Origin of the sequence: Corynebacterium sp. S5S1, assembly GCF_001913985.1 — a bacterium.
Lineage (GTDB): Bacteria > Actinomycetota > Actinomycetes > Mycobacteriales > Mycobacteriaceae > Corynebacterium > Corynebacterium marquesiae.
Genome location: NZ_MKXT01000031.1, coordinates 1 through 21,233, shown reverse-complemented (window position 1 = coordinate 21,233; position 21,233 = coordinate 1). Strand labels below are relative to the sequence as shown.

Here is a 21,233-nt window from a genome sequence, read left to right as displayed (position 1 = left end):
TATCGATACCGAGTACACACACTCAATCGGCATCCAAAAAGGCCACATCTAACCCCGCGACACGCCGATAGCAGACACACATTTTGTCGCTTAACCCACACTCACCGAAGAAAAAATCTATTACAACAAGAAAGACAACGAACTTGACCCCCAACAGGGCAACTGAAAACGAAAAATCTCGAGGCATCGACCGGAACGATGTCTCGAGACTTCACAGGGTGCCCGGGGCGGGACTTGAACCCGCACGTTCTTATCGAACACTGGCACCTGAAGCCAGCGCGTCTGCCAATTCCGCCACCCGGGCAGGGTGTGGTTGTCTTAGCGACTTGATAAAGATACCACGAAAAGCGCATTAAACTACAAATCTGCAGGAAAAGTGGATTATTTCGAGGAGGGGGTGGCGAAATTTCTGGGAACTTTCGCGTCGCCATCTACGTTTCGAGGGAGTGAACAAACTATACTGATCGCTACTGATCGCTGCATGGTGGAAAGGAGAATGGCTCGTGGCGTTTTTAGAAAAGCTGGCGAAGCTGGACTCCGCCATGCAACGCGGCCTTGATAACGGCATGGCCCTTGTCTTCGGCGGCAAGGTCGTTCCCGCGGAAATTGATGAGCTTTTGAAGCAAGAGGCTCAGGACAATCTCGCGCGCGGCGACGATGACAACCTTTATAGTCCGAACGTAATGACTGTGGGTGTCTCCTCCAAGGATTTGGAGAACTTGTCGCAGGATCGCAATTTGCCGGCCGATTGTGCAGACCAGTTGTCGCGCTTCATTCGCAATAGCGGATGGTCCCTTGCGGGCCCCGTGATCGTGCGAGTGGCAGAAGAATCTGGTTTGCGCACGGGTCAGCTTCGCGTGTCCTCGTTTATTGATCACGAGCCCACGGAAGAGACCGGTTTTGAGGCTATTTTCCACGACTTTGATGGTCAGGAGGACCAGATGACCGAGCAGCACGAGAATACGGCTGATGACGCGGTAACTACCGCTTTCATTGCTCCAGATAGTCAACCCGCCCCACAGCCGCAGGGCCCAGCAGTCAACCTGATGCTGCAGGATGGCTCTTCGCGCGTTTATCACGTCCAGGAAGGCTCCAATATTATCGGCCGCAGCAACGACGCCGACCTGCGCCTGCCGGATACTGGCGTATCCCGCCAGCACGCGGAAATCACCTGGAACGGCCAGGATGCGGTTCTGGTGGATTTGCAGTCCACCAACGGCACCACGGTGAATGAAACGCCGATTGATAATTGGCTGCTTGCCGATGGCGATGTGATCACCATGGGCCATTCCCACATTGAGGTCCGCATCACGGGCCTTGATTCGCACAGCTACTAATTTCAGTTAAGGAAGGGAGGTCGCCATGGATGCAGTCATCATGCTGGCGCTTCGCATCGGCTTGTTGGCTCTGCTCTGGATTTTTATCCTGGTGGCCTTGAACGCCATGCGCCGCGATACTAATAAGTCTGCCGGTGCTATCCGCCAGCAGTCGAAGAAGGTTGGCGCACCGCGGCGTCGGGAAGCGATTAAGCAGCTGTCCATCGTGGAGGGTCCCCTGCAGGGCTCCCATATGGAATTAGGCACGTTGGAGGACTGCACGTTGGGCCGCGCCTCTGACTGCGATTTTGTCACGGGCGACGATTATTCTTCTGGCCACCATGCCCGGCTTTTCCGCCGCGGCAGCGAATGGGTTGTGGAGGATTTGGAATCTCGCAATGGCACCTTTGTCAATGGCGTGCGCATCGACCAACCCGAAGTAGTCGGCGCGGACTCCGAAATTAAGCTGGGCCGCACCACCGTGAGGTTGAACGCATGACACTGAAGCTGAACTTCTTTGCTAAGTCCGATCGCGGCCTCATTCGCGACAACAACGAGGACTCAGGCTACGCCGGTCCTCACCTTTTGATCTTGGCCGATGGCATGGGTGGCCACGCGGCAGGCGAGGTTGCCTCCGAGCTGATGGTCAACCACCTAGAAATCTTGGACCAAGATCCGGGTCAGGAAGACACCAAGGCCCTGCTAGAAGCGGCCGCCGAGCAGGCCAATGAGGCCATCAGTGACCACGTCAAAGCCCATCCAGAGACCGAAGGCATGGGCACCACGCTGTCCACCATGCTCTTTAACGGCACGGATTTCGGCGTCTGCCACGTGGGTGATTCCCGCGGCTACCTGCTGCGCGACGGCAAGCTCGAGCAGATCACCAAGGATGATACCTACGTGCAATCCTTGGTGGATAAGGGCGAACTGGACCCAGGCGATGTCTCGTCGCACCCGCAAAAGTCCCTCATTCTAAAGGCCTATACGGGCCGCCCGGTCGAGGCAACGCTATTTACCCTCGACGCCAAGCCCGGCGACCGTATCCTGTTGTGCTCCGATGGGCTTTCGGATCCGGTAACAGCCTCCACTATTGAAACCGCACTGGGGCAGGGCAGCATTGAGCAGGCCGGCTCCAACCTAGTGGACCTGGCCATCCGCTCCGGAGGTCCGGATAATGTCACCGTGGTTATCGGTGAAGTAACCGAGGAAAGCCCCCAGGAGCACGAACCATTCCGCGTAGGCGCCCTCGCGGGTCCTACGGAAGAACCAACCCATCCGGATTCTTCTGCTTCCCGGGCGGCACAGCTCTCCCGCAAGCCGCAAGTAATTCCACCGGCCGTCATGGCCGATGGTGAGGAGGAGCGCCCCGAGCCAGCTGATGACGAAGCGGAGGACGAAACTTCTGGCCGAAAGATCGGCTGGAAGGTCCTCATTGCCTTGCTCATCGTGCTCGCGCTGGTCATCGGCTTCGGTCTGTGGGCGAAGAACTTCTTGTCCAATAATTACTACGTGGCTACCAACGAGGCACAAGAAATCACCATCCAACAGGGTGCTGACTATTCCGTCTTTGGCAAGGAACTACACTCCAGGCACCAAAACGTGTGCATTAATGACAGCAACTCGCTGCTATTTTCCAGCCAGCCGTGCGAGAGCGACTTCACGCCGCTGAAGGTCACGGACCTGCCGGAATCTGAACGCAGCGCCGTCGACCATCTCTCCACTGGTGATCTAGGTGAGGTGCAGCAACAGATCAATGATTTGGGCGATAAGGCGCTCAAGCCATGTATCACTGCACCGAGCCAAAAAGATAAAAAGGATGCCAAGAAAAACAAGCCTGGCGTTACCTGCCGGGAGGTGTAGGTTGTGAAAAAGTTTTTTAGCCGAGGCACCGAACTCGGCCTGCTCATCCTATCCGCCATTGTCTTCGCTATTACTCTGGTCAGCCTGGAGCTATCCCAAGACAATGCGCTGACGATGGACCTGGTTTATCTCATCGGCGGATTCATCGGCGTCTTCACCGTTGCCCACTTGGTGATGTGTTTCTTAGCGCCGCATGCCGATCAAATCATGCTGCCGATTGTGGCGATCCTCAACGGCATGGGGCTCATCATGTTGGCCCGCCTGGATCTGGTCAATGAAAGCGGGCTCGCGGTGCGTCAGGTCATGTGGACCATCGTCGGACTTGTACTCTTTGTGCTGGTCTTAGCTATTTTGAAGGATCACAGGTCGCTGACGCGCTACTCCTATATTTTGGGTGCTGCTGGCCTCATCCTGCTAGCCCTGCCGCTGGTATGGCCGCAGCCTGCGGACGTGGAGGCACGCATCTGGATAAACTTGGGCCCCTTTTCCATCCAGCCGGGTGAGTTCTCCAAGATCTTGCTGATCTTGTTCTTTGCCATGCTACTGACGCAAAAGCGCTCCCTGTTTACCGTAGCGGGATACCGAGTACTGGGTATCTCCCTGCCGCGCCTTCGCGACCTCGCACCCATCCTGATCGTGTGGGCCATCGCGATCGTCATCATGGGCATTTCCAATGACTTCGGCCCAGCGCTGCTGCTGTTTAGCACCGTCCTTGGCATGCTATTCATGGCCACCGGCCGGGTGAGCTGGCTGCTTATCGGCGTCATCCTCGTTGGCGTTGGTGGTTTTGGTATTTATCAGATCTCCGCGAAGATCCAGCAACGCTTTTCTAACTTCCTAGACCCGCTGGGCAATTATGATGGCACGGGCTTCCAGCTTTCCCAGTCGCTATTCGGCATGTCTTCGGGCGGCATCTCTGGCAGCGGCTTGGGCGAGGGGCATCCAGAGCTGGTTCCGGTGGCCCACTCGGACTTCATCCTTGCCGCAATCGGTGAGGAATTCGGCCTCATTGGCCTAACCGCCGTACTGGTGCTTTTCGGTATGCTGGCCACCCGCGGCTTTGGCACTGCGCTGCGCACCCGCGATACTTACGGCAAGCTGGTGGCTTCCGGTCTTTCTCTTACCTTGGCAGTTCAGGTCTTTGTGGTCACCGGCGGTATTTCTGCCCTGCTGCCGATGACCGGTTTGACCACGCCATTCATGTCTGCCGGTGGTTCCTCTCTCATGGCTAACTACGTGTTGTTGGCGATTCTGCTGCGGATCTCTAACGCGGCTCGTCGCCCCATGCAGGAGACCTCGGGCAATGCTCCGAGCGATACCTCCATGTTCCCGTCGGTCCAGGAGGCTCACCGATGAATCGATCCATCCGCCTAGTGTCACTGTTCGCCATCATTTTGACGGCCATCTTGCTGGTCAACTTGACGGTGATTCACGCTTTTTCTGAAGATAAATATGCCCATAATCCGCGGAATATGCGCGGCTTCATGGAAATGCAGACCACCCCGCGCGGCCAAATCTTTGCGGGTAATACCGTATTGGCACAGTCGACGCAGAACCCAGACGAGACCTACTCGCGCTCCTACCCCATTGATTCACCGGCCTTTGGCCACCTGACCGGCTACTTGTCGAGCCAATTTGGGGCCTCGGAACTAGAGTCCTCCCAAAATGACATCCTCAATGGCACTGATGATTCTTTAATGAAGCAAAACTGGCTCGATGCTCTAGCCGATAAGCCGAAGCAGGGTGCAAATGTAGAGGTCACCATCGATCCTGCACTCCAGCAGGCGGCTTACGATCAGCTTGTGGGCTCAGGTTACGAGGGCTCGGCGGTTGCCATTCAGCCCTCCACCGGCAAGATTCTAGCTATGGCCTCCAACCCCGGCTACAACCCCAATGATCTAATGGGTGATTCTGCCGAGGAGACCTGGGCCAACCTGCAGGAGCAGGAGGGGCAGCCGCTGGTCAACCACGCCGGTGCAGAGACCTTGCCTCCTGGCTCCATTTTCAAGATCATCACCACCGCGGCGGGCCTTAACAATGGCTTTGATCCTTCCTCCACCCTGACCGGTTCCAATGTCATTACCTTGCCGGATACGGTGACGGAGCTGACTAACTACGACAACCAAAAGTGCAATGGTCAGGATGCGGTGACCCTGCAGACCGCCTTTGCGCTGTCGTGCAATACCGCCTTTGTAGAAATGTCGGAGCAGCTCGGCGCTGATGAGCTGCGCAAGTACGCCAAGGCCTTTGGCGTGGGCGAGAATTACGACCTCGGCGTGTCTACCTCCGCCGGCACCTTGGGTGATTTGCCGGATGGGTCGGCCACGGCGCAGTCCGTCATTGGCCAGCGCGACGTCACCATGACCGCGCTGCAGGCAGCCGTCATGGCGGGCACCGTCGCCAATAAGGGCACCCGCATGCAGCCCTACCTGGTCAATCGCATTACCGACGCCCAGATGAAGGACGTCCGCACCACCAAGCCGAAGAAGGCGGACCAGGCGGTTAATGAGGAAACTGCGGCGACGCTTACTGACTTGATGTATGCCTCCGAGCGTTCGTCCTGGGGCTATGACGGTAACGGCTTTGCCTCCAAGACCGGCACCGCCGAGCACGGCGAGGGGCTGGCCCCGCATGTGTGGTACGTTGCCTTCGATCCGGAACGCGATATCGCGGTAGGCGTCGTGGTGAAAAATGGTGGTAACTTGGGTGAGTCCGCGACGGGCGGCAAGGTTTCCGGCCCAATTGGCCGCGCTATCCTGCGCGCATACCAGGGGGAGCAGTAATGAATAGCGCCGAGAATAAGGAACATCTCCAGGCACTGATTGGCAGCGATTACGAGCTGCAGTGGATCATCGGTCACGGCGGAATGTCCACCGTGTGGTTGGCCGATGATACCCGCAATGATCGTGAGGTAGCGCTCAAGGTTCTGCGCCCGGAATTTTCCGATAACCAGGAGTTCCTCTCGCGCTTTCGCAACGAGGCAAAATCGGCCGAATCCATTCAGTCCGAGAACGTGGTGGCCACTTATGACTACCGCGAGCTAGAGGATAACGGCCGCAAGTTCTGCTTCATGGCCTTGGAGTATGTGCGCGGTGAATCCCTCGCAGACCTTTTGGCGCGCGAAAATACGCTGCAAGAAGAGCTCGCTCTCGACGTCCTCGAGCAGGCGGCGCATGGCCTCTCCATCATTCACCGCATGGAGCTGGTCCACCGCGATATTAAGCCCGGCAACCTCCTCATTACGCAAAATGGCCAGGTCAAGATCACGGACTTTGGCATTGCCAAGGCGGCTGCGGCCGTGCCGCTGACCCGCACCGGCATGGTGGTGGGTACCGCGCAATATGTATCGCCCGAGCAGGCACAGGGCAAGGACGTCACGCCGGCTTCCGACGTCTATTCGCTCGGCGTCGTCGGCTATGAAATGCTCGCCGGCAAGCGCCCTTTTACCGGAGATTCCTCCGTGTCCATCGCCCTGGCCCACATCAACCAGGAGCCGGAGCCACTATCGACGAATATCAGCGCCCCGGCTCGCGAGCTCATCCGCATTGCGTTGCGCAAGGATCCGGCCACCCGCTACGCCGATGGCAATGAGTTCACCCTGGCCATCTCCGCAGTTCGCTTGGGCAAGCGCCCGCCGCAGCCTAAGTCCGCCCCGCTAACGCAACGCGCACCCGAGCCCTCTCCGTCCGCATCGACGGAGATGTTGGGCAACGTTGCCCAGCCCACCACGATCCATCCGGCTGCGGGCACTGCTGCGCACAAGGAGTCCAAGGGCGGATCCTCCTTCCTGAAGGGCCTGGGTATCACCCTGCTCCTCGCAGCCGTGGCCGGTGGTGGTTACGCTGCCTACCACAACTTGAGCGATAACGAGGGCGACAGCGAGCCCTCTAGCACCCCGGAGACCTCGGTAGTTACGGAGTACCGCGATCCCACCACCACCCCGCAGGACACCCCGGACGAAGATACGGAAGAGGCCCCAGAACCGGTGACGGTGACAGAGACGGAGCCGCAGGAATCCAATCTGGAAGAAGCCCCGCGCACGACTCACCGCGAGGCACCCACGCGCCACTCGCCTACTCGCCAGGAACAGCCCCCGGCCGTACCAACGCAACAGAATCCGCAGGATACGCACGTTGAAACTACACCTGAGCTGGATACTCCAGTAAACTCGCAGGCTAATGAGCTCCCCGGAGACTTGGCCGATCTACTTACACAGGAGGGTGACTAAGCGATGGTCAATGACCGCTATCGGAGAGGCGAGATCATCGGCGCCGGTGGCATGTCTGAGGTCTATGCTGCCGAAGACACCGTCCTAGGCCGCCAAGTGGCGGTGAAGATGCTCCGACCGGAAATGGCGCGCGACGTCAACTTCCGCGAGCGTTTTTACCGCGAGGCCCAGAACTCGGGCAAGCTGAATCACCCCAATATCGTGGCGGTTTATGACACCGGTGAAACCGAGCTGGATGGCATGACCATCCCATATATCGTCATGGAGCGGGTCAACGGCCGCACCTTGCGCGATATCATTCGCGAGGATGGCGCTCTGTCCGCCCAAGAGGCCGCAGATATCCTCAAACCGGTAGCGGATGCACTACAAGCCTCGCACGAGGCCGGTATTATCCACCGCGATATCAAGCCGGCAAATATTATGCTCACCAACACCGGCCAGGTGAAGGTGATGGACTTCGGCATCGCCCGTGCCTTGGATGATTCCACCTCGGCGATGACGCAAACTTCCGCCGTTATCGGCACCGCCCAGTACCTTTCCCCGGAGCAGGCCCGCGGTAAGAACGCGGATGCCCGCTCCGATGTCTATGCGCTGGGCTGCGTACTTTATGAGGCGCTTACTGGCCATACTCCTTTTGAGGGCGAAACCCCCTTTGCGGTTGCGTACCAGCATGTGCAGGAAGAGCCGACGCCGCCGTCGGAGCTCATCGCGGATCCCTCGCTGACCCCTACCCAGCGCGTCAATATCGATGCGGTAGTACTTACCGCTATGGCCAAGCACCCGGCGGATCGTTATCAGTCCGCTTGGGAGATGGCCGGCGATTTGGAACGCCTGCGCAATGGGCAGATCACCGCGGCGGCGCGCATGCACGTCAACGAGGAAGAAGACGAGCAGCCTACCGAAATGGTCGGTGCCGCCGCACCAGCTGCGGCCGCGCACCGCGCGCCAATCCAGTCCACCCGCCCCACCGAGGACGATGACAATCAGGGTGGCGGCTGGATGAAGTGGCTGGCAGCGTTCCTGGCCGCCCTCTTGGTGGCCATTGTGGGCTACTTTGCCTGGGATTTCTTCTCCTCCGAAAAGGAATCTGAGGATAAGCCACGCCAGACCCAATCGGCCCACGAGGACAAAATCACCGTGCCCGAGGTGGAAAACCGCCCGCGCAACGAGGTGGTTAAGGAACTGGAAGACATGGGTCTGCAGGTCACCGTCAATGAGGAGGCCAACCCGGATATTCCACGCAATAATGCCATCCGCATTAATCCGGCCCCAGGCTCCGAGCTGCAAAAGAATGCCTCGGTGACCCTGACCGTTTCCTCCGGCAAGGAGATTACGGACGTCCCGGATATCACCGGCATGACCTTGGATGAGGCCGCTCGAGCCCTCGAAGGAGCAGGCTTGGTGCTCAATTCCGATGTCTCGGAGGAAAACGATGAGTCCCCGGCCGGCCAAATCATCAAGCAGAACCCGGCCGGCGGCACGCAGTTGTCCAAGGGATCGAAGGTACGGGTAACGGTTTCTAAGGGCGTCGAAAAGAAGCGCGTGCCCAATGTCGCCGGCATGGACGTCGAGGATGCCCAGAGCCGTCTCGAGTCGAATGACTTTGATGTAGACGTCCGCGAGGTGGATTCCTTGGAGCCGAAGGGCACGGTGCTGAGCGTCTCCAACCAGGGCGCGGAGCTGGAAAAGGGCAAGCCGGTTACCGTTGAGGTATCCAATGGCATGCTCTTTAAGGCCCCTGACCTGGTACGCAAGAATGAAGGCCAGGCCGAGGCTGCGCTGCGGGAGGCTGGCTGGACCGGCCAGTTCGTCGTCGGCGAGCCGGCTCCTACCGGTGCCTTGGTGGATGCCAATAAGATTGGCTGGGCGTCTGTGAACCCGGGCGATACCATGCGCAAGGATCAAAATATTGATATCCGCCTGTGGAGTTTCGACCCCGCTGCACTTCTGCCGCAGCCATAACTGCTGGTATCCTAAGGCCTCAGTACGAACTTAGATAAGACTTTAAATCTAGAAAAGGTATCTTATGCCGAAGTCAAAGATTTCCCAGAGCTCCTCCGTCCCTACCTCGAGCTCTGCTACCAACCGCACGCCCGTCAAGATCAATTCTGAGGGCACCCCGAAGTGGTACGTCGCCATCATGCTGGGCCTGATGGTCATCGGCCTGCTGTGGCTTGTGGTCAATTACCTCGCTGGCCAGGACATCCCGTTCATGGCAGACCTCGGCGCTTGGAATTACGGCATTGGCTTCGGGCTCGCCATCATTGGCCTGTTGATGACCATGGGTTGGCGCTAAACTAGAGCTCCCAGCCTGTTCCCTCGCTCCCTACTTCCTGTAGGTGGCGAGGATTTTTCATACCTAGGAGCCACATGTCTCGCCATATTCTTGCTGCTGGCCTCATCATTGCGGTTGCCTACGCGGTCGTGCATATCGCGTTTGCCGACGCCACCCTCCTCACCGGCGCCGCTCCCCTCCGCCTTTCCCTGCGCAACTACCTAGGCAACGTCTTGGGCTCGGGCATGGTGTGGGGAATCTTTAGCTACCTCATGGGTAAGGATTTTCCAGGCCGGTGGCTCAAAGCACTCCTGGCCGGTACGGGAATCATCGTTATGATGCTGGCCGTGCACTACGCCTTGCTCGTGGTCTTCGGTGTGTATAGCTGGCGCGAGGCATTCGAGTACAACGCCCAGTGGTTCCTCCTGGCGCTCATCTCTGGACCCGTTCTGGGGCTAGCCGGCGCGGCCGCAGCACGGTTCCGCTGGTTCGACTATCTCGCCGTCCTTGGCTTCCTCCTCGAGCCCGTGATTGCCGGGTTCATCCCAGGCAGTTCCTACCTGCCCCGCACCACGACCATTCCTGGGTACTTCGCCGCCGCGACTCTCTGGCTCATCGGTGCGGGCTTCTTTATTTGGCAGCGTCGCTCCACGCGCTAAGCGCTTCTTCGGCGGCCCACCACCCCGGCATGCCGTGCACGCCAGCGCCGGGCGCGGCCGAGCTAGAGGCCACAAAGACCCCCGGAGCGAGGCGGTGCGGATGGGCCGACAAGCGTGGTCGCAAGAGGGTTTGCAGCCCGGTCATGGAACCGCCCGCGATATCACCGCCCACCAAATTAGGATTCCATCGCTCCAGATCGGCCGGGCTCGTAGCACGGGTGGCCAGGATGGTATCGCGAAATCCGGGGGCAAAGCGCTCGACCTGGGCGACAATCAGCTCGGTGACCTCACCCGGATAGCGCTCCACATAGCCGCGCGGGACATGCGCATAGGTCCACAGCGTTTGCCCTCGGGAGGGGTCGGCAACAAATTGCTGGCATGCCAATACCAAGGGTCGCTTAGGCATACGCCGCTTGCCGACGTCCCCCTCAGCCCCACATATCTCCTCCAGCGTGCCTCCCACGTGCACGGTGCCGGCCTGACCCACGCGCGGATCGGCCCACGGGACGGGTTCGCTGAGATGGAAGTCCACTTTGAAGACGGCGCTGCCATAGCGCCAGCGCGCCAGGCTCCGCCGAGTGCCGCCCCGCAGTTCCAGACCGCCCAGCCGCATTATCTGGCGCGGGGTCAGGTTCAGGATGGTCGCATCGGCCGGAGACAGCTCCCGCAGATCGGTGACCTCGCATCCGGTGTGGAGGCGGGCGCGGCGGGAGCGCAGGAGGTTAAGGAGGGCATCGATAAGAGCGCCGGTGCCACCCTCCACCACGGGCCAGCCGCGGGTCATGCCCAGCCCGCCAAAGAGCAGGCCGAACGCTGAGGTAAAAGACGTGGTCGGCGAGGTAATCGCGTGTACCGCGCTGCCTGCAAAGAGCGCGCGGGCCTGGGGTGTGCGAAAGGCCGCCCCCGCCAAGCTGCTGGCGGGCAAGACTCCGGCCGCGCCAAACTGCGCCAAGCGCACGGGTCTTTCGGGCCACCGCACCAACGGGGTAAGCGCGTTATCCACATGCTCATCGATGTGGCGGACGATGTGCCCGTGCAACCGCCTCCATGCCTGGGCATCGGCTCTCAAGTCCGCCGCCGTGTCCGCCAAAGAACCGTGCAAGATCCCGGCCGGCGCGCCTTCTAGCGGATGGGCCATGGGATAAGGCGCATTGCGCCACCGCAGACCGTGGGCTTCCAGGTCGAGGGCGCGAAAGGCCGGGCTCGCTACGCCAAAGGGGTGCCCAGCCGCGCCGAGATCCACAATCGTGCCCGGGAAAATCTCCGCGGAGGATGCCGCCGCACCACCGGCCCGGCCGGCGCGCTCGTAGATATCCACCCGCCATCCGGTCATAGCCAAGCGCGCCGCGGCCGTGAGTCCATTCGGGCCTGCGCCGACGATCACAGCGCGAGGTTGATAATCCACAATGCTCCTTATGCAGGTCAATGCCCAAATTTATCAGTCTTGTTAACACAATGGGTAGAAAGTTATCCACAGGCTGTGGAGAAAACCTGTGAAATGTGAATTTCACACAATTATTAACACCCTGTGGATAACTGTTTTCACGGGCTTCCACAAGCTGATTTTCACACTTTCACACGGCCCAGACCAGCGTGATCAGGGAAAACTCCGGAAAGACGTTCGGTAAATTACAAAAATGTAGTTATTCACAATGTGGATAACCATTGTGGAATTCTTTCGCACACGCTTTCCGGTGATCAAATTCCACAGTTATCCCCAAAACCCAGCTTGGTGGGCTAATAGTGCGAGGACTACCGCGGCCACCGCAGCAACGCCGCCCCAGCGGAGGGTGGGGCTTTTTCGATAGAGGAAAAGGCTCAACACGATGCCTGTGCACAACCCGCCAAGGTGTCCCCACAGGGATACGCCATCGGCTAGAAAGGTATAGGCCACATTCGCCAGAACGAGGGCAATGGGCGCGCGGAGATCGAGCCCGCGCTGGCGGTAAGCGCCTACGAGCATGGCCATGAGCGCGAAGAGCGCACCGGAAGCGCCGACGGTGGGGGTATTGAAGTCGAATTTCAAGATCATGGCGGACGCACCGAGGCAAGAAATGAGGTAGGCGGCGAGGTACAGCGCAGTGCCAAGCGCCCGCTCCACTTCCCTGCCTATGAGCAAGAGCATGACCATATTCACCGCCAAGTGGCCCGCGTCTAGGTGCATAAACTCCGAAGACAGCGCAGCCTGAGGGCGGAAGGGATAATCCGGTCCCCACAGGCCCCAATCCGCTGCGAGCGGGGAATCATAGAAGGTGGCTCCTAGCGTGCGAGCCTGCACCGCGGTAATAAGCCAAGCAATGATGCAAACGGCGGCAATGAGCGCGGTCGCCGGGGTAGCGCGGATATAGTTTCTCACCATGGTCATGAAGTTGTCAGTCCTTGGGGCGGGTCTAGCGGTAGATTGCTTGGGGTAAAACTGCAACGAGCCCGCCGCCGCACGGAAATGCGGTGACGGGCCCGAGGGAAAAGCGATTACGCGATATCGATGGACTCGATAACAACGTCCTCGTGCGGACGGTCCATGCGGTCGGTATCAACCTTGGCGATCTTGGACACAACCTCCTGGGAGGCAGCATCGGTAACCTCACCAAAGATGGTGTGGTGGTTGTTCAGGTGCGGGGTCGGCGCCACGGTGATGAAGAACTGGGAGCCGTTGGTGCCTGGGCCGGCATTGGCCATAGCCAGCAGGAATGGGCGGTCAAACTGCAGCTCCGGGTGGAACTCGTCCTGGAACTGGTAGCCCGGGCCACCGCGGCCGGTGCCGGTAGGGTCGCCGCCCTGGATCATAAAGTTATCGATGATGCGGTGGAAGATTGCGCCATCATAGAACGGGCCGGACTGCTCGCCCTTTGCGTTCTGGGTGGAGTAGTCCTTCTCGCCCTTGGCCAGGCCGATGAAGTTTTCAACGGTTACCGGTGCATGGTTACCGAAGAGATCGATAACAATGTCACCGTAGTTGGTATGCATCGTTGCAGTTGCGGTCTTCTGAGTCATGCCAGCCATTGTAAAGAATTTAACGCGCGCCTGCCGCGCATGACATAACGCTGTCAGCGATCGCGCTAGCCTGAAGGCATGATTCGCGCGCTACTTTTTGATCTGGATGATACCTTGCTCGACCACACCGGCGCGGCCCGGGACGCAGTGGATCAGTGGTGCCGCGAACTCGGCCTGCCCGAGGGCCAGCATGCGCGGTTCGCGGCCATTGAACGAAAGTGGTTTCAAGCCTATGAGCGCGGCGAGGTCTCCCACCACGGCCAGCGGGCGGCGCGCTGCCGCGAATTCCTCGGCCGAGAGATGAGTGATGCTGAGGCGCTGGCCGCCTACGACGGCTATCTTTCCGCATACCGGGAGCAATGGCGCGCTTTTGCCGACGCCCTGCCCACCCTCACCTGGGCCCTCGAGTCCGGCTTCCAGGTGGGCGTTCTCACCAACGGCGAGCGCGAGATGCAACAGGCCAAGCTGGAGGCGACAGGCCTTGCGCTTGCCGACGTCCACCTCATCCCCACCGTCGACCTCGGCTGCCCCAAACCGCAGCGCGCGGCCTACCTCGCCGCCTGCGATCAGCTGGGTGCGGCCCCCGCGGACACGCTCATGGTGGGCGATTCCCTCACCAACGATGTGCAGGGCGCGCGCACGGCCGGGCTGCACGCGCTCCACCTCGACCGTGCGGGTGATGGGGATCTGCGCTCGCTTAGCGCGTTGAGAGAGGTTCTCCCCCGAAAAGCCAGCTGACCACGATGGCGCCCGGATCGATTACTCCCTTGCTGCGATCTCCCAGGTAGGAGGCGCGGCCCTTCTTTGCCGCGAGGTCCTCGGTGTCGAGGGCTCCGGCATGGGCAGCATCAAAAAGCGCCTGCAAAGTCTCCGCATCCGGATCCTTCGCCCCCAGTTCGCGGGCCTTTTCTGCGGCCGGGATGAGGGCATCGAGCATGGTGCGATCGCCGCGCTTCGCGCCACCAAGCTCGTGGATGAGGTCGGCCGCATCATTGAGCCCATCCACCAGCGACTCCGCGCGGGCCAATTCATTAAAGAGCGTGCCGAAGACGGCGCCGGAGGTACCACCGGCGAGGACGAGCAGGCGCTTGGCCAGCCCGGTGAAGATTTCAGTATCCGTGCCGCGCAGGGGAAGCTCGATGCCACCAAAGGCCGCCTCCATGTTCTGGCCAAAGTCGCCGTCGCCGGCCTTGCGATCCAACTCAGTAAGTGACTCAAAGGAAGCTTGGAGACGCTCCACAAAGGCGGTGAGCCACTGATTCTCCTCACCCTCGGTGGGCAGCTCATCCTGGAAGGTGATGGTGGCCGGTTCCACCGCCTTGGCACCGCCCAGGGTGTGCGGCCAGGCGGGGGCGGAGGTGGGGGCGTCGATAAGCTCGAGCAGCTCCTCATCTGCCTTGAGCAGCGTAAAAGAAGCGCCGTGCATATTGACCGCGGTGACGTAGGAGCCCACCAACGACCGGGCGACGGTGACGCCGCGCTGGGCCAGCTGCGCGGAGGCCTCGCCAAAGAGCAGGCTCAGCTCCAGCGGGGTGGTGCCGCCGAGGCCATTGACCAGGCACACCACCTCATCGCCCTGGCCCAGCTCAAGGGCGGGCGCGATCTTATCCAGGACCTGGCTCACAATAGCGCTCGCGCTACCCACCTGCTCAGTGTGCGTGCCCGGCTCGCCGTGAATGCCCACGCCCACCTCCATCTGACCGGCATCCAGATCGAAGGTTTCGCGGCCGGTGGTCGGCATGAAGCCGGCGCCCAGCGCCACGGACATGCTGCGGGAATTCTCCGCGGCTCGCTTGCCCAACTCAGCGACTGTGTCCACGTCATCGCCGCGGTAGGCGGCGGCGCCTGCGACCTTTTCCACCAGGATGGTCGCGCCCGTACCGCGGCGGCCGGGGCCGTCCTCGTTGCCATCGGTGGCAATATCATCGGCCACCAGTACCGTGCGGGTGTCTACCGCCTCGGCGGCGTTGCGAGCGACGGTAAAGTTCATGACGTCTCCGGTGTAATTCTTCACCACATGGACTACTCCCCTGCCCTGGTCAGCCCATTGGGTGGCCTCGCTGACCTGGACCGCGTTCGGGGAGGTAAAGAGCAATCCCGGGCAGGCCGCTGCGAGCATGCCCTGGCCGACAAACCCGGCATGCATCGGTTCGTGGCCGGAACCGCCACCGGAAATCACCGCCACTGCCGGATCACCGTCCGCGGTGCGCAGCGGCGTGGAGCGGCCAATGAAGCCAACGTCGTGCCAGCGAGCATCGGGGTGGTTGGCGATGAGCCCAGCGAGGGCGTCGGAGAGAAAAGTGTCTTGACTATTGCGGAATGCGGAGTGGTTCATACTCCCACGTTAGTGATGTTTCTTACCCGGAAGCTAGGAGAAGAAAAGAAACATACCAGTTCCATTCGGACACCCAGCCGCTTCGCAGCTACTTTGCAGTTTGCGGAGGATACTAAAGGAACCATTAAGAAAGGATCCGCACATGGATTTCTTGTCCTCCCTCCACAACCTCATGGACGCAGGCTCGCTGCTCCAAAGCTTTGGACCTTATATCCTCCTCGGCGTCGCCGTCGTCATCTTCATCGAGTCCGGCGTGCTTTTCCCATTCTTGCCAGGTGATTCACTGCTCGTTACCGCGGCCATCTTGCGCCACGAACTCGACATCAACGCCTGGCTCCTCTTTGTCGTGGCCACGGTGGCCGCCTTTGCCGGCGATCAGGTGGGTTTCTACTTGGGCCGCCGCTTTGGCCGCAAGCTTTTCAAGGACGATGCCCGCGTTCTGCGCACCGAACACCTTGATAGCGCGGAAGACTTCTTCCAGCGCCATGGCCCGGTGGCCCTGGTATTGGGCCGCTTCGTGCCGATTGTGCGCACCTTCGTCCCCTTCGCTGCCGGCACCGCAGAAATGGGCTACTCCTCGTTCCTGCGCTGGAATATCCTCGGCGGCGTGGGCTGGGTAGGTTCCATGCTGCTCGTCGGTGTACTGCTGGGCGGTATCCCGGGCATTGCTCACTCCATCGACATCATCATGCTGATCGTGGTGGCAATTTCCGTGCTGCCGATGATCATCGGCTGGATCAATAATCGCCGCAAGGCACAGCGCGAAATCCCGGCCGCGTAAGGACTTTTTGTCCATCACTCAGCCGGGATTGCGGTGCAATTAGGGGGACTTAGAGGGAATCGCGCACCTCATCGCGAGCCAGCACCATATTGCGCAGGGAGGCCTCGGTCTCCTCGTAGCCGCGGGTCTTCAGGCCGCAGTCCGGGTTAACCCACAGGCGCTCGACCGGCACGTGCTTGAGCGCGGCGCGGATGAGCTCGGCCATCTCCGCTACGGAAGGCACGCGCGGGGAGTGAATATCGTAGATGCCCGGGCCAATTTCAGAGTGGAAGGTCTCGTCGATATCCTCCAGCAGCTCCATGCGGGAGCGGGCCGCCTCGATAGAGGTGACATCGGCATCCAAACCGGCAACGGCATCAATGATTTGGCCGAACTCGGAGTAGCACAGGTGGGTGTGGATCTGGGTGGTCGGCTTGGCCTCGAGGGCTACCAGGCGGAAGGAACGCACGGCCCAGTCCAGGTACGCCTTGCGGTCTTCCTCACGCAGCGGCAACAACTCGCGCAGGGCCGGCTCGTCGATCTGAATGATGTCGATGCCGGCCTCTTCCAGGTCATGCACCTCATCCGCCAGCGCGACGCCGAGCTGGTCCGCGGAAACGGACTGGTGTACGTCATCACGGACGAAGGACCAGGCCAAGATGGTCACCGGACCGGTGAGCATGCCCTTGACGTGGTGCTCCGAGAGCGACTGGGCGTACTTGGACCACTCGGTGGTCATCGCAGCCGGGCGGGAGATGTCACCAACCACGATTGGCGGACGGGTGCAGCGGGAGCCATAAGACTGGACCCAGCCGTTTTCGGTGGTGACGAAGCCATCGAGCAGCTCGGCAAAGTACTGGACCATGTCATTGCGCTCCGGCTCGCCGTGAACGAGGACATCGAGGCCGAGGCGCTCTTGCAGCTCAATGACGGACTTGACCTCGTCCTTGAGGGCGGCGTTGTAGTCGGCGTCGGAAAGCTCGCCCTTGCGGTGCGCCGCACGCGCCTGGCGGATCTCCTTGGTCTGGGGGAAGGAGCCGATAGTGGTGGTTGGCAGCTGCGGCAGGCCGAGTTCCTTCTGCGCCTCGTTGCGCTCAGCAAAGGCGGGCTCGCGCTTGACCTCGCCGGCCGGCAGCTTCTCGATGCGCGCCTTCACCGCCGCGTTGTGGATGCGCTCGGATTCGGCACGGGTGCGCACTGCGCGGTCGCTGATGCTATAAGCCTCCGGTGCCTCCAGCGGGCCCTGGGAGAGGGCGACGACTTCCTTGACCTTCTCGTTGGCGAAGGAGAACCAGGTAGCGACGTCGGCCGGCAGCTTGGTTTCTGCCTCCACGGTGTGCGGCACGTGCTGCAAGGATACGGAGGTAGATACAGAAAGGGAATCGAGGCTGCTCTCTAGGTTCTCGTACTTGGAGCGCAGGTCGCGCAGGTTGGCGGCCCAGACATTGCGGCCGTCGATAAGGCCGGCAACCACGTGGGACTTCAGGTTCTTCACGCGATCGAGGTAGCCCTCATCCAGTGCCAGGGTTCCTACGGAAAGGTCCACTTGGACGGCCTCCGGCTTGAGCTCGGCCAGAACCTCGAGGCCCTTGCGCGCAGAGCCATACGGGGTGGTGAGGTAAACCTGCGGACGATTGTCCGCACCCAAAACTGCCTCATAGGCGCGCTTGGTGTGGGCGGCCAGTTCCTCATCATTGGCAATGGTCAGGTCCGCTACCAGCGCAGGCTCGGCCAGCTGTACCCACTTCACGCCGGACTTATCCAGCTCGGCCAGGACCTCCTGGTATGCCTTGACGGCATCATCTAGGCGGTCGAGCGGAGACTTGGTAGCACCCTCTGCCTGCTTGGACAGAGCCAGCAGGGTAACCGGGCCGACGAGGTAGGGGCGCACGGTGTGGCCTGCCGCGCGGGCTTCTTCTACCAGCTTGATAACGCGCTGCGGGTGCGCCTTGAAGTCCTGGTCATCGGCGATTTCCGGGACGATGTAGTGGTAGTTGGTATCGAACCACTTGGTCATCTCCAGCGGCGCGGTGTCCTTATTGCCGCGGGCCAAGGTGAACTCATCATCCAGGGTCTCGCCGGCCACGGCGCCAACGGTCAGTGCGGTCTCGAGCACCTGGTCGTAGTAGGCGACGTCGGCAGGAATGGCGTAGTCCTCAGTAAGGCCCAGGTCGCGCAGGCGGTTATAAGTATCCAGGCGCAGGGAATGTGCGGCGGACTCGAAGGTTTCCGCATCGATGCGGCCGGCCCAGTAGGATTCCAGCGCACGCTTGAGTTCGCGGTTGGCACCGACGCGAGGGTAGCCCTCAATCGTCGCCTGAGGGAAATTAGTGTTCGTCATTGTCTACTCCGATTCGAGATAACAGGTCTTGCGTAATGTCCGGGTTGTTGTGGGTATAGATATGGAGGCCGTCCGCGCCGCCGGCCACGATGGTGCGAGCCAATTGGGCGGTAAGCTCCATGCCGATTTCGTATTCCTCTTCTGGGGTTGTCGCTGCCGCGAGCTGAGTACGCACCCTCTCGGGTACGGTCAACCCGGACAGCTGCCCCATTCGCTCCAACCGGCGCAGGCTGGTCATGGGCATAATCCCCGGAATGAGGGGGATCTTCACCCCGGCTAGCTTGGCTTTTTGGGCGAAGCGGAGGAAGTCCTCGGCGTCAAAGAAAAGCTGGGTGATGGCAAAGTCCGCGCCGAGGCGCTGCTTATTGAGCAGGACGTCGAAGTCTTCGTCCTCATTCTTGGATTCGGCATGGCCGCTGGGATAGCACGCCACGCTCACCGCGAGGCGGCCGGCGGCGAAGCGGGCAGCCTGATGGCTTTCCAGCTCGCGGATGAGGCGAACCAGCTCATCGGCATGTTGCAGGTAGTGCTCGGGCATGCCCCCTTCGGGGAGATCGCCGCGCAGGGCCAGCAGGCCGCGCACGCCGGCATCTACCAAGCGATTGATCCACCCGATGAGCTCGTCGCGCGTCCCGGCCGTGCAGGCCAGGTGCGCCAGGGGGCGCATAGAGGTGTTCTGCGAAATCTTCTCAATGAAGGCCGCGGTTCCCTCCAACCAACCGGAGCGCTGGGAACTGGTCACCGCGATGTAATCAGGGTGATAGCTTTCCAGGACTTCTAGTAAGCGGTCGATCTTGGCGGCATCGGCATCGTGGCGCGGCGGGATTACCTCAAAGGAAAGGGCAAGGCGCTCGGGCGTAGGTGCTTCCTCTTCACTTTCATAGTCCAAGGGCGCGGAAGCCGAAAGTCGCGGGCTCATGGTCACCTCCTTTGCTGGTCGTCGTTGGTGTGTTGAGAAAAACGTACCAAGCTGTTCAGTTAGCGCGGTAGCGACTGTGCAATGGTGATACCTTTGCAAGCCCGCAAACTGCGAGGTTAGCGAAAAATTAGATGAATAATAATCGTTGATTCTGAACCAAGCGGTCTATTTCTAGCGTGTACCCGCTGTACGCCACGACGCGAACGGTGGTACACCAACCACCACGTCACTATGCTGGGTGAAAGCGAATGGATAAATCTGAGTTAAGGAGTGTCCCACCCCATGAACCCCACCACACTGAACGTGGCCTTTAAGACCGCATCGAACCTGTGGAGCCAGTTCAATAACTACCGCGAGGAAAAGTCCCGCGAGGCCTACACCGCCCTGGAAGAGGCCGCACAGAAGATGGACGAGCGCGATAACGGCACCCTCGCCGAGCCGCGCCGTCAGGCAGGCGCCGTTACCCGCGCCGCACACTCCCGCCTCGAGCGCGCCCTGGAGGAGTTCAACGACTACCGTGAAGACGCCACCGAGCGCCTGAACGACGCCAAGGAAGAAGCCACCAAGAAGGCTAAGAAGGCCCGCAAGCAGGCCAAGAAGGATTCTCAGAAGGCCCAGAAGAACCTCAAGAAGAAGTCCGCCAAGGTAGCCAAGAAGCAGAAGAAGAATAAGAAGTCCTCTAAGGGCTGGATCTTCGCCGGCATCATCGCCCTGCTGTCCGCTGCAGCCGGTGGTGCCTACTACTGGCTGCGCTCCAACGACAAGCCGTCCCAGACCCCGCCACGCGTGGACGACTTCCAGTCCGATTCCCACACCGCTCCGGAGTCCACCTTGGTCTACACCTCCACCAGCGAGAATGACACCCAGTCTGACCTCGTTGAAGAAGGTGCTGTACGCGATGAGGAGCTCCTCGGTTCCATCGATGAGCAGCTGGCCAAGCACCGCGAGGAAGAAGCAGCTCAGCCGGCCGATACCACCCGCGTTACCGATGACCACCAAAACGAGGGCAAGCACCGCCTGTAAACCGAGGAATAGATACGCTCACCACCCCGCCGTGGGGGTATGCGTAGCGTTGTCTAGATCTCATTGCTTTGCCTAAACAAAAATCTCTTGATTGAATTCCCACATTAGGGATCTTTCTACAAGGAGATGAACAATGAGCTTTGAGTCCCTCACCGTCAAGCTCAAAGACGGCTCAACGTACTATTTCCCGGCGGGTGCGGTGTCCAAAGACCCTTCCTCTCGCGTGGATAACCTGCGCTTCGCCATCGACAACGGAACCACCTTCCACTCCGTGGATGAGGCCGGCATCGAGCGCGAGTTCAACGGTCACGACGTCCGCAATTACCACCTAGCCTAAGCGTTAGCACAATCCCTTCCCTGCAGGTCACCGGCCTGTACGGAAGGGATTTTTCGCGTGCCCACCCCACGCTTGCCGCCCCGCCGTCGGGTTAAGCGACAAAATGTGTGTCTGCTATCGGCGTGTCGCGGGGTTAGATGTGGCCTTTTTGGATGCCGATTGAGTGTGTGTACTCGGTATCGATAC

The 21,233-nt window shown here is 60.4% G+C and carries 19 protein-coding genes and 1 tRNA gene; 13 read left to right on the top strand and 7 right to left on the bottom strand.

The features are described from left to right. Positions 1-219: 219 nt before the first annotated feature. Positions 220-304: transfer RNA gene (locus BKN05_RS10080), tRNA-Leu, on the bottom strand. A 199-nt stretch (positions 305-503) separates the two neighbouring features. Between BKN05_RS10080 and BKN05_RS10075 the strand changes: the two genes are divergently transcribed. The 9 genes from BKN05_RS10075 to BKN05_RS10035 all read left to right on the top strand — a co-directional run bounded on the left by BKN05_RS10075 (position 504) and on the right by BKN05_RS10035 (position 10,338). Further along, positions 504-1,337: an FHA domain-containing protein gene (locus BKN05_RS10075; protein WP_005326268.1), complete on the top strand. Its 834-nt coding sequence runs from the start codon at positions 504-506 to the stop codon at positions 1,335-1,337. A 25-nt stretch (positions 1,338-1,362) separates the two neighbouring features. Then, positions 1,363-1,815, top strand: a complete 453-nt coding sequence (locus BKN05_RS10070) for an FHA domain-containing protein FhaB/FipA (RefSeq protein ID WP_005329668.1) — start codon at positions 1,363-1,365, stop codon at positions 1,813-1,815. After that, complete coding sequence (locus tag BKN05_RS10065; protein ID WP_286688561.1) at positions 1,812-3,176, top strand: PP2C family protein-serine/threonine phosphatase; 1,365 nt, start codon at positions 1,812-1,814, stop codon at positions 3,174-3,176. Before BKN05_RS10070 ends, BKN05_RS10065 begins: the two co-directional genes overlap by 4 nt. Before the next feature lie 3 nt (positions 3,177-3,179). Then, on the top strand, positions 3,180-4,532 hold the full coding sequence (locus tag BKN05_RS10060; protein WP_049378410.1) for an FtsW/RodA/SpoVE family cell cycle protein: 1,353 nt from the start codon (positions 3,180-3,182) through the stop codon (positions 4,530-4,532). Continuing rightward, positions 4,529-5,959, top strand: coding sequence for a penicillin-binding transpeptidase domain-containing protein (locus BKN05_RS10055; RefSeq protein WP_286688560.1), 1,431 nt, complete (start codon positions 4,529-4,531; stop codon positions 5,957-5,959). The genes BKN05_RS10060 and BKN05_RS10055 overlap by 4 nt, the downstream gene beginning before the upstream one ends. Next, on the top strand, positions 5,959-7,404 hold the full coding sequence (locus BKN05_RS10050; RefSeq protein ID WP_049378412.1) for a serine/threonine-protein kinase: 1,446 nt from the start codon (positions 5,959-5,961) through the stop codon (positions 7,402-7,404). Before BKN05_RS10055 ends, BKN05_RS10050 begins: the two co-directional genes overlap by 1 nt. A 3-nt stretch (positions 7,405-7,407) precedes the next feature. Further along, on the top strand, positions 7,408-9,366 hold the full coding sequence (gene pknB / locus BKN05_RS10045) for a Stk1 family PASTA domain-containing Ser/Thr kinase (RefSeq protein WP_286688559.1): 1,959 nt from the start codon (positions 7,408-7,410) through the stop codon (positions 9,364-9,366). 64 nt (positions 9,367-9,430) lie between these two features. Then, complete coding sequence (gene crgA / locus BKN05_RS10040; protein ID WP_005326260.1) at positions 9,431-9,700, top strand: cell division protein CrgA; 270 nt, start codon at positions 9,431-9,433, stop codon at positions 9,698-9,700. Between the two features lie 74 nt (positions 9,701-9,774). Further along, positions 9,775-10,338 (top strand): hypothetical protein, encoded by a 564-nt coding sequence (locus tag BKN05_RS10035; protein WP_286688558.1) that lies wholly within the window; start codon positions 9,775-9,777, stop codon positions 10,336-10,338. On the opposite strand, the gene BKN05_RS10030 is transcribed toward BKN05_RS10035, so the two are convergent. From BKN05_RS10030 to BKN05_RS10020, 3 genes are all read right to left on the bottom strand, one after another. Beyond that, entirely contained in the window at positions 10,310-11,743 is a 1,434-nt protein-coding gene (locus BKN05_RS10030) for a phytoene desaturase family protein (RefSeq protein ID WP_286688557.1), read from the bottom strand. The genes BKN05_RS10035 and BKN05_RS10030 overlap by 29 nt on opposite strands. 306 nt (positions 11,744-12,049) lie before the next feature. Beyond that, positions 12,050-12,703, bottom strand: a complete 654-nt coding sequence (locus tag BKN05_RS10025) for a rhomboid family intramembrane serine protease (RefSeq protein WP_286688556.1) — start codon at positions 12,701-12,703, stop codon at positions 12,050-12,052. Between the two features lie 107 nt (positions 12,704-12,810). Continuing rightward, a complete protein-coding gene (locus BKN05_RS10020; protein ID WP_005326254.1) occupies positions 12,811-13,341 on the bottom strand; it encodes a peptidylprolyl isomerase in 531 nt (176 codons plus the stop codon). A 69-nt stretch (positions 13,342-13,410) separates the two neighbouring features. Here BKN05_RS10020 and BKN05_RS10015 point away from each other — a divergent pair, with 69 nt between their 5' ends. Further along, a complete protein-coding gene (locus BKN05_RS10015) occupies positions 13,411-14,070 on the top strand; it encodes an HAD family hydrolase (protein ID WP_286688555.1) in 660 nt (219 codons plus the stop codon). Here BKN05_RS10015 and BKN05_RS10010 read toward each other — a convergent pair. After that, positions 14,030-15,667: a dihydroxyacetone kinase family protein gene (locus BKN05_RS10010; protein ID WP_286688554.1), complete on the bottom strand. Its 1,638-nt coding sequence runs from the start codon at positions 15,665-15,667 to the stop codon at positions 14,030-14,032. The two genes, BKN05_RS10015 and BKN05_RS10010, sit on opposite strands and share 41 nt — an antisense overlap. Positions 15,668-15,809: 142 nt before the next feature. Here BKN05_RS10010 and BKN05_RS10005 point away from each other — a divergent pair, with 142 nt between their 5' ends. Beyond that, entirely contained in the window at positions 15,810-16,448 is a 639-nt protein-coding gene (locus BKN05_RS10005; protein WP_269954000.1) for a DedA family protein, read from the top strand. Between the two features lie 49 nt (positions 16,449-16,497). On the opposite strand, the gene metE is transcribed toward BKN05_RS10005, so the two are convergent. Beyond that, the gene (gene metE / locus BKN05_RS10000) at positions 16,498-18,768 is read right to left on the bottom strand and encodes a 5-methyltetrahydropteroyltriglutamate--homocysteine S-methyltransferase (protein WP_286688553.1); all 2,271 of its coding nucleotides are present in this window, start codon (positions 18,766-18,768) and stop codon (positions 16,498-16,500) included. Continuing rightward, the gene (locus tag BKN05_RS09995) at positions 18,755-19,687 is read right to left on the bottom strand and encodes a methylenetetrahydrofolate reductase (protein ID WP_269953998.1); all 933 of its coding nucleotides are present in this window, start codon (positions 19,685-19,687) and stop codon (positions 18,755-18,757) included. Before BKN05_RS09995 ends, metE begins: the two co-directional genes overlap by 14 nt. A gap of 282 nt (positions 19,688-19,969) precedes the next feature. On the opposite strand from BKN05_RS09995, the gene BKN05_RS09990 reads away from it, so the two are divergent. Beyond that, positions 19,970-20,710, top strand: a complete 741-nt coding sequence (locus tag BKN05_RS09990) for a hypothetical protein (RefSeq protein ID WP_286688552.1) — start codon at positions 19,970-19,972, stop codon at positions 20,708-20,710. Positions 20,711-20,843: 133 nt separating this feature from the next. After that, on the top strand, positions 20,844-21,047 hold the full coding sequence (locus tag BKN05_RS09985) for a hypothetical protein (protein WP_005326240.1): 204 nt from the start codon (positions 20,844-20,846) through the stop codon (positions 21,045-21,047). The last annotated feature ends 186 nt before the right edge of the window (positions 21,048-21,233 follow it).